General features: G+C 62.6%; 8 protein-coding genes and 1 riboswitch. Of the genes, 3 read left to right on the top strand and 5 right to left on the bottom strand.

The genetic code is table 11. The features are described 5' to 3' along the window. Positions 1–112: 112 nt before the first annotated feature. The gene (locus tag CDA63_RS19575; protein ID WP_088466146.1) at positions 113–2,581 is read right to left on the bottom strand and encodes a TonB-dependent receptor; all 2,469 of its coding nucleotides are present in this window, start codon (positions 2,579–2,581) and stop codon (positions 113–115) included. Positions 2,582–2,642: 61 nt separating this feature from the next. After that, positions 2,643–2,751: riboswitch (TPP riboswitch) on the bottom strand. A 247-nt stretch (positions 2,752–2,998) separates the two neighbouring features. On the opposite strand from CDA63_RS19575, the gene CDA63_RS19570 reads away from it, so the two are divergent. After that, positions 2,999–3,226, top strand: coding sequence for a hypothetical protein (locus tag CDA63_RS19570; RefSeq protein ID WP_088466145.1), 228 nt, complete (start codon positions 2,999–3,001; stop codon positions 3,224–3,226). Between the two features lie 95 nt (positions 3,227–3,321). Here the strand turns inward: CDA63_RS19570 and CDA63_RS19565 are convergent, their stop codons facing one another. The 4 genes from CDA63_RS19565 to pnuC form a co-directional block, all read right to left on the bottom strand. Beyond that, complete coding sequence (locus CDA63_RS19565) at positions 3,322–3,738, bottom strand: GNAT family N-acetyltransferase (protein WP_088466144.1); 417 nt, start codon at positions 3,736–3,738, stop codon at positions 3,322–3,324. Positions 3,739–3,745: 7 nt separating this feature from the next. Next, complete coding sequence (locus CDA63_RS19560; protein WP_088466143.1) at positions 3,746–4,624, bottom strand: aldose 1-epimerase family protein; 879 nt, start codon at positions 4,622–4,624, stop codon at positions 3,746–3,748. A gap of 56 nt (positions 4,625–4,680) precedes the next feature. Continuing rightward, the gene (locus tag CDA63_RS19555) at positions 4,681–5,253 is read right to left on the bottom strand and encodes an AAA family ATPase (RefSeq protein WP_088466142.1); all 573 of its coding nucleotides are present in this window, start codon (positions 5,251–5,253) and stop codon (positions 4,681–4,683) included. Positions 5,254–5,318: 65 nt separating this feature from the next. Next, positions 5,319–5,957 (bottom strand): nicotinamide riboside transporter PnuC, encoded by a 639-nt coding sequence (pnuC, locus tag CDA63_RS19550; RefSeq protein ID WP_165768414.1) that lies wholly within the window; start codon positions 5,955–5,957, stop codon positions 5,319–5,321. A gap of 106 nt (positions 5,958–6,063) precedes the next feature. On the opposite strand from pnuC, the gene CDA63_RS19545 reads away from it, so the two are divergent. Together CDA63_RS19545 and hrpB are read left to right on the top strand one after the other, a co-directional pair. After that, positions 6,064–6,387 carry a rhodanese-like domain-containing protein gene (locus CDA63_RS19545; protein ID WP_088466140.1) on the top strand — a complete coding sequence of 108 codons (324 nt, stop codon included), beginning with the start codon at positions 6,064–6,066 and terminating at the stop codon, positions 6,385–6,387. A 74-nt stretch (positions 6,388–6,461) separates the two neighbouring features. Further along, a partial coding sequence (gene hrpB / locus CDA63_RS19540; protein WP_088466139.1) for an ATP-dependent helicase HrpB occupies positions 6,462–7,781 on the top strand: 1,320 nt, incomplete at its 3' end.

Below are 7,781 nucleotides of genomic sequence, written 5' to 3'. Positions count from 1 at the left end.
CCCAAAAGCCACCTCAACCGCGGTGCTTTTGGGGTTTTTAAGTATTGCCGAGCTGCCTCTTGCTGAATAACGGCCCGTCTACAAAATCCGTGGAATCCGTTAAAATCCGTGATCAAAGCTTCGCTCCTATCGATAACAGGAAGTTGCGGGTGGCTTGGGGATAGTACCAGTTAAAGGTTTGTTGCTGGCCGTCGGCACCGGGGTAGCCGTAGGTGTAGCCATTGGCGGCATAGCGGCGGTTGAGCACGTTATTGACCAGCAGACCCAACTCGATTTCCTTGATGAACACGGGCCGGATGGTGTAGCGCAACCGGAAATCGAGCACTTGGTAGGGCTTGATGCGGCTGTTGTAACTGGCCGAATTATCGAGATATTGGCGGCTCACGGTTTTGTAGAGCAGCGCCGCCCGTAGTCCTTTCAGTGGCTGGCCCTCCAGGGTATGCGCCGATATCACACTGGGCGAGTAAGAAATGGTGCTGGTGCGTAGCACAAAAGTGCTGTCGGTGGTGGCTTCCCGATAATCCAGAATGCGGTTCTGGCTCAGGGTGAGCGTACTGCTGAGGCTGATTTTATCGTTGGCCGACAGGAAACCGGTCAGCTCCAGGCCGCGGCGGTAGCTGCGGGCCACGTTGGTGCGCAACGGCGTGCCCACATCGTTGAGCTGCCCAATGGACACCAGTTGATTGCGGTAATTCATGTAGAAGTAGTTGGCTTCGAGGCGCAACGCCGTATTCGGCCCCAGCAGCGAGCTGTTGGGCTGGGTGAGGCGGTAGCCGCCCTCAAAGTCGTTCAGGCGCTCGGCCTGGGCGCGCTGGTCGCCGGCGAGGCGGTCGGTGAAGTCGGAGCGCACCGGCTCGCGCTGGCCCACCGCGAAGCTGGCGTAGAGTTGCTGACCTTCGGCCAGCGCAAACGTAGCCCCGGCTTTGGGGTTGAAGAACGTGTAGCTGACGTGGGTGCCTACGTCCACTTGGCCATCTTCGAGCCCGTCGAGGTTGTAGTTGATATGGCGCACCTGCACGTCGCCGTACACACCGAGTTGGGGCAGCACCTGCCAGGTGGCGCGGGCGTAGGCGTTGTAATCGGTTTTAGCCGCGTCGTTGAAGTAGTAGCGGTGGCGGATGTTGCCGGTGGAGGCGTACCGCGCCCAAATTACCTCGCCGTAGTGGTCGTTGAGGAAGCGGTTCCAGGCCCCGCCCAGTGTCGCTTGTAACTTATCGTTGCCCTTGGGTTGGTAGTTGAGCGCGAACGTGCCCCCGTAGAAGTAGTTATCGAGCCACTTGCGGTCTACTAGGTCGGTGCGCTTGATGGTCGTATCGCCGAGCACGACGTCGGGCAGGTTGTAGTTGGCCAGCTTGCGGCCCGTGCGGAAGCTCTCGTAGTAGCCGAATCCGCGGGTCAGGTGCAGGGCCGCACCCAGGTTCCAGTCCGAGCCCAAGCCCTGCGAGAGGTGGAGCTGGTAGTGATTCTGCTGGTAGTTGTCGGTTTGGTTGTCATAGGTGTAGTAGCTATAGCGGCGGCCTTCCTGGCGCACCCGCTCGGCGTCGGCCGGGCTCAGTTCGCCATTATCGATGAACTGTTGCAGCAGCTTCTGGTCGCCGCTGATGGCGGGTTCGGGCACCCCGTTCCAGGCCTGGTACGTCTTCTCGCGGCCCGAAAACGTGATGAACTTCACCAGCGTGTTCTTGGCCTGGTAGCCGGCGGCGAGGTAATACGATTTCAAATCCGACGAAGCCCGGTTCATATAGCCGTCGGTGCTGATGCGCGAGAGGCGGCCGTCCACAGTAAAGTGCTGGCCCAACAGCCCGGTACCGAACTGCACGGTGTTTTTCCAGGTATTGAAGGAGCCGTAAGAGTTGCTGGTTTCACCGTAGGCCTCGCGGCGGTTGTCGAGGGTGCTAATGTTGAGGCTGGCCCCGAAAGCCGCACCCCCGTTCTGGCTGGTGCCCACCCCCCGCTGAATCTGAAGCGAGCTGATGGACGAGGCCAGATCGGGCAGGTTCACCAGAAACGAGCCGTGCGACTCGGCATCGTTGAGCGGGATGCCGTTGATGGTCATGTTGATGCCCGTGTTGCTGATGCCCCGGATGCGGATATCGGTATAGCCTACGCCCGCCCCGGCATCGGAATTCACCACCACCGAAGGCGTCTGGTCGAGCAGATAAGGCAAGTCCTGGCCGAAATTGCGCTTGGCCAGGTCCTGCTTGCCTAAGTTCGTGTAGGCCGTGGCCGTACGATCGGAGGCGCGTTGGGCCGTTACGAGGGCGTCGCCGGTGAGCACGCCGCCGGGTTGCAGGCCTGCATTTAAGCGCTGGGCTCCGGCTTGCCCTTGCAATGTCTGCACGAGGGTTTCGTAGCCCACGAAGGTGAGACGTAGCTCGTGGGTGCCCGCCGGCACGGCCGTTAGGCTAAAGCCGCCGGCTGTGTCGGTGGCTCCGCTGGCCGCGCCATCGAGCAGAATAGTTGCGCCGGGCAAGGGCGCGCCGGTGCGGGCATCGGTAATGGTGCCGGACACGGGCCCTTGGGCCCATGCCGCGCCAGACAGCCCCAGCAGGGCCAGTCCGGTAGTTAATACGGTTTTCACGAATGAAAAAATGGAAAAAGTGGAACGGACCCGGTGCCAGGGGTCGGCACCGAAGGGTTTTTCGTTCGCGGATCGTTTGTTCCCTTCGCCGGCATTACCCGGATCAGGTCCAATGGGTATGATCTCAGCCCAAAAGCTACCTGGTAGCTCGGGCACCCCTAAACATTGTGGCGCAAAGGTAAGGCGCGGCGGCCGGTTTCCACGCTTGAGGCCGGGTTTCCTTTGGTACCCACCAGAAAGCTGTTCGCTAAAAAAACGTCAGCCACTTCGTTTTCTACTGACAATCAGCTAAATTAGAAACACGCCCCGCATTGGTCAGCCAGCAAACCAGGCAGAACCAGGCCGGGCCGTTGGCAGTTGGTTTGCTGCAGCTGGCCTGCCCAGCTTTTCTCGTCGTCGCCCTTCAATTCCCACGCCATGACCATCACCAGCCTCTTCTACGTGCTAGTTGCCCTGATTTTCATTTGCTTTCTGGTGATGATGCCCGGCCGCCGCCTGCGCCAGCCCCCCAAACCCGACAACGACGACGAAGGCGGTGAACCGCTCGACGATGGGTTGCCCGATTTCGACCTCCCTCCCGGCATCTCCCGCCCCATCAACGACTGGGAGCCCGATTACGGCCCCCGCGTCACGGTAGAACTATGATGGTGTTAGCTGTTAGCAAAAGGGACGTCATTCTTCGCTTCGCTCGGAATGACGTCCCTTTTGGCTTTATTTTCCAAGACCTAAGGCCTTAAACCCTACAGGTCGCGGGCCATGCGGACGTAGGGAATGGTACCGCGGTAGAAGCGGTTGCCTTCGGGTTCGAGCTTGAAGGCCCGGTAGAAGGCCTCGTTTACGGCGCGGGCGTCGCACCAGAGCCGGTGGGCACCCTTGTCGCGGGCTTCGCGCACCACGTGGCGCAGCAGCTGCGACCCAATGCCCTGGCCCTGGCAGTCGGGGCGGGTGGCGAACTTGCGGAACCGGGCCACGTTGCCATCGATGAAAAGCGAAATAACCGATACCAGCTTGGCATTGCGGAAAGCGCCATAGTGAAATCCGGCTTCGTCGTTGTTGAGCTTGATGTAGGCCAGCGGCTCCTGGGGCCAGAGTACCTGATGACGCAGGGCATAGGTTTCGTCCACCCTGACGGGGCGAATGGTGATTTCGGAAGTCATGGAGGGGTTAAGCAACACTGATACTGTAAGAAGTGACAAATTCCTGGCCGGCTTCGAGGCGCAACAAGCCCTCCTTGTCGGCCAGCTCGCCGGAGTCGGTGGTACTGCTGGCAATACCCTGCCAGGGCTCGATGCACACGAAGCCGGCCCCGGGTCCTTTGGTCCAGAGGCCGAGGTAGGGAAACCCATCGAAGCGGACCCGCACGCCGTGGCCCGAGCGCCGGCTGCGGAGCGAGAGGTGGGTAAAATCAAAGTGCTTGAACACCAGCGCGTCCTCGGCAAAGAGCTCATAGCTCAGCGGCAGTACCGTTTGCTGCGCCAGCAGCGGCTCGGTTTCGCCGCTGAGCAGGCCATTTTGCAGCAGGTGGCGCTCCAGCGTTACGGGGTGGTCGAATACGAAGTCGTAATCCTCAAAAGATTCGCCGGGCAATAGCGGGCAGCGGAAGGCCGGATGCGCCCCGATGCTGAACAGCAGCTCTGCCGCGCCGGTGTTTTCCACTTCCCAGCCTACGGTGAGCATAGTACCCGCCAGCCGGTAGCTGATGCGCAGAGCGAAATCGAAGGGATAAACGGCCCGACTCGCGGCGTTGGAGCGCAACTCGAAAACCAACTCAAACTCACTTTGGTGCAGCAGGACAAAGTCTTGGTCGCGGGCGAAACCATGCTGGCCTAGCTCGTACTCGCGGCCCTCGTGCTGGTAGCGGTTGTTGGGCAGGCGACCCACGATGGGGAAGAGCACCGGGGCGTGGCGATTCCAATAAGTGGGGTCGGCGGGCCAGATATATTCGAGGCCGCCGGCCAGGTCGAGGCGCACAAAGCTGCTCAGCTCGGCTCCACGGGCCTTCACCTGTACGCGGCACTGCTCATTTTGAAGGGTAAACGACATCTGGGAGGGAAGCGGAGGAAAGGCAATACGCCCAAAACGGTAGTCCGCCCGCAAAGTTAGTTTCGTTCGGCAGTCGGTTGCCGTTCCGACGGTTGATCCTGGAACTGGTCGAGCAGCATATCGACGTGAAAGCAGGCCTGCTCCAGGCGCTCGGCGGGTGGGCCGCTTATTTCGGCAAAGTTCGACAACTGCCCGTGGAGTTCCCGCTGGTAGAGGGCGTAAAAGTGTGCCCGGTGGTGCGGGTGCTCGCGCAGCGGGTCGGGCTGCCAGGGCATATCCACGTTCAGCAGCAGCACCAAATCGTAGCGCTGCTGCTCGATGCGGCGTAGAATCCAGTCGGGGCAGTAGCCAAACGAGTGCTCCGACCAGATTTTTATCACCAGCAAATCGGTGTCGCAGAACACTACCGGCCGGCCCCGCCGGGCTGCTTCCCGGATGGCGGCTTCCTCGGCTGCCAGTTGGCCGCGGGCCATTTCTTCCAGGTCGCTCAGTGCGTACTGGGGGCCCCGCTCGGTCAGGTAAGCGCGGGCGTACTCGGGCACCCAAACGGTATGGTAATGGTCGGCCAGCAGGCTGCTCAGGGTAGTTTTACCCGTCGATTCGGGGCCGGTGAGAGCAACGCGCAGCATCAGCGAGTGGCCGCAAAGCGGTGGCGAACAGCTGGAAGTGACCGGAAGCGGCAGTCAGGCATGAGTCAGGTGTGTAGCGTGAGCGTAGGAGAAGGGGCGGTTGAGCGGGTTTTGCGCAGGGCGCGGCGCCATTCCACGTACCCGTACACGGCCAGACCGAGGTAGAGGGCGTAGAGGGCACTGGTAGGGTACAGGTGCTTGTACCAGAGAATGGGCACGTAGATGATATCAACAACCACCCAAATCACCCAGTTTTCGAGGCGCTTACGAATCAGCAAGTATTGGGCGGCAAGGCTACCGGCCGTCGTGAAGGCGTCCCAGTGCGGCAGGGCGGCATCGGTATGGTGCTGCAGATAGTATCCGACGGCCAGCGTGTAAGCGACCACAAAGACCGCGCAGCCAGCCCATTCCCGCGCCGGAGTACGGGTTACGGGCAACTCCGCGCGGTTCTGGCCGCCATAGAGCCACTGGTACCAGCCCAGCAGCGCCAGCGCAATGAACATGGTTTGCAGAAAGCAATCGGAATACAGCGCCGCCTGGTAATATACCACTACGTAGAGCCCACAGCTGACGATGGCCACCGGGAAGTTCCAGAGCGACTCGCGGGCCGCCAGCCACACGCAGGCAAACCCCGTGAGCACGGCTACCCACTCTAAGGGGCTGCCGCCGGCGGCTTCGGTCCAGAAGTTCAGTAGTTGCTCCACGCCTGCGCTAGTGTTTCCAGAATGCCGACACCTCAATAGCCGGCTTGTCAAAGCTAACCAGCATTAAGGTAATTTTACGGCTTTCCTGGCTTTTCCTGTTTTTTTGATGCTGCCCGAACTCACCCCCGAAGCCCTGTACTCCCGCCTGCAAAGCGGCGAAGACCTTCTGCTCCTTGATGTGCGCCAGCCCGAAGAATACGAGTTTTGCCACATCGAAGGCAGCCAGCTGATTCCGCTGGGCGAGTTGGCCGCCCGCGCCGACGAGGTGCCCACCGACCGGCCGGTGGTACTCATCTGCCACCACGGCGTCCGCTCGATGCAGGCGCTGGCCTACCTGCAGCACCGCCACGAGCACACCAACCTGCTCAACCTGCGCGGTGGCATCGATGCTTGGAGCCGGCGCATAGATGCCTCGGTGGCGCTGTATTGAGCAATATCCCGCAGCGGGTAATGGGCCCGTTCAGCAGCTCTGCGTAACTCCGCCCGAAAACAGCACTTCACCAAATGCGCCTCCCCAACCTCCCCATCACCGATGCCCTGCCCGAGCTGCTGGCCACGCTGCAAACCCACAACGTGGCGGTGTTGCAGGCCCCACCTGGGGCGGGTAAAACCACGCTGGTACCGCTGGCATTGCTGGAGGCTGACTGGCGGGCGGGCGGCAAGATTATCGTGCTGGAGCCGCGGCGGCTGGCGGCCCGGACGGCGGCCACGCGCATGGCCCAGCTGCTGGGCGAGCCCGTGGGCCAGACGGTGGGCTACCGCATGCGGCTGGAAAGCCGGATTTCGGCGAAAACGCGCATCGAAGTCGTCACCGAAATCATCCTCACCCGCCAACTCCAGGACGATCCAGGCCTGGAAGGCGTAGCGGCCGTGCTCTTCGATGAATTCCACGAGCGCAGCCTGCAAGCCGACCTCGGCCTGGCCCTGGCTCTGGATGCCCAGCAGGTGCTGCGGCCCGATTTGCGTTTGCTGGTGATGTCGGCCACGCTGGATGCCGAGCGGTTGGGCCAATGGCTCGATGCGCCGGTGGTGAGCAGCCTGGGCCGCATGTTTCCGGTTGACACCCACTATCTGAGCCCCCAGCGGGCCGCCAGTGCCTCCCGCCGCCCCCACGAAAAACTCCAGGACCTCGTGCCGGTGCTCGTGCGCGAGGCCCTGCACACCCACACTACCGGCGACGTGCTGGTGTTTCTGCCCGGCTTGGCTGACCAACGCCGGGTGGCCGCCAAGCTGGCTTCGTTGCCCGATTACATCGACCTGCACACCCTCCACGGTGAGCTACCGGCCGAGCAGCAGGATGCCGCGTTGCGCCCCGCCCCGGCCGGCCGCCGCAAGGTGGTGCTGGCCACCAGCATCGCCGAAACCAGCCTTACTATTGAGGGCGTGAGCATTGTGGTGGATGGCGGCTACGCCCGCATTCCGCGCTTCGAGCCCCGCTCCGGCCTCACCACGCTGGGCACCGAGCCCGCCAGCCAGGCCGCCGCCGACCAGCGCCGGGGCCGGGCCGGCCGCCTCGGTCCCGGCACCTGCTACCGCCTCTGGACCGAAGCCGAATTTCGGGAGTTACCGCTGCATCTGCCCCCCGAAATCCTGACTGCCGACCTTAGCCCGCTGGCCCTAGAACTAGCCCTGTGGGGCGCCCACGACGCCACGGCCCTGCGCTGGCTTGATGTGCCGCCAACCCCGGCGTTGGCCCAGGCACGCGAGCTGCTCGTGCGCCTGGAAGCCCTGCTGCCCGCCGGCCCACCCACGGCCCACGGCCGCGCGCTGGCCCGGCTGGGGCTGGCCCCGCGCCTGGCCCATTTGGTGGCCCGGGGGCAGGAA

This window comes from Hymenobacter amundsenii (genome assembly GCF_002204745.1).
GTDB classification, from domain to species: domain Bacteria; phylum Bacteroidota; class Bacteroidia; order Cytophagales; family Hymenobacteraceae; genus Hymenobacter; species Hymenobacter amundsenii.
This window is presented reverse-complemented; position numbering and strand designations above follow the sequence as displayed.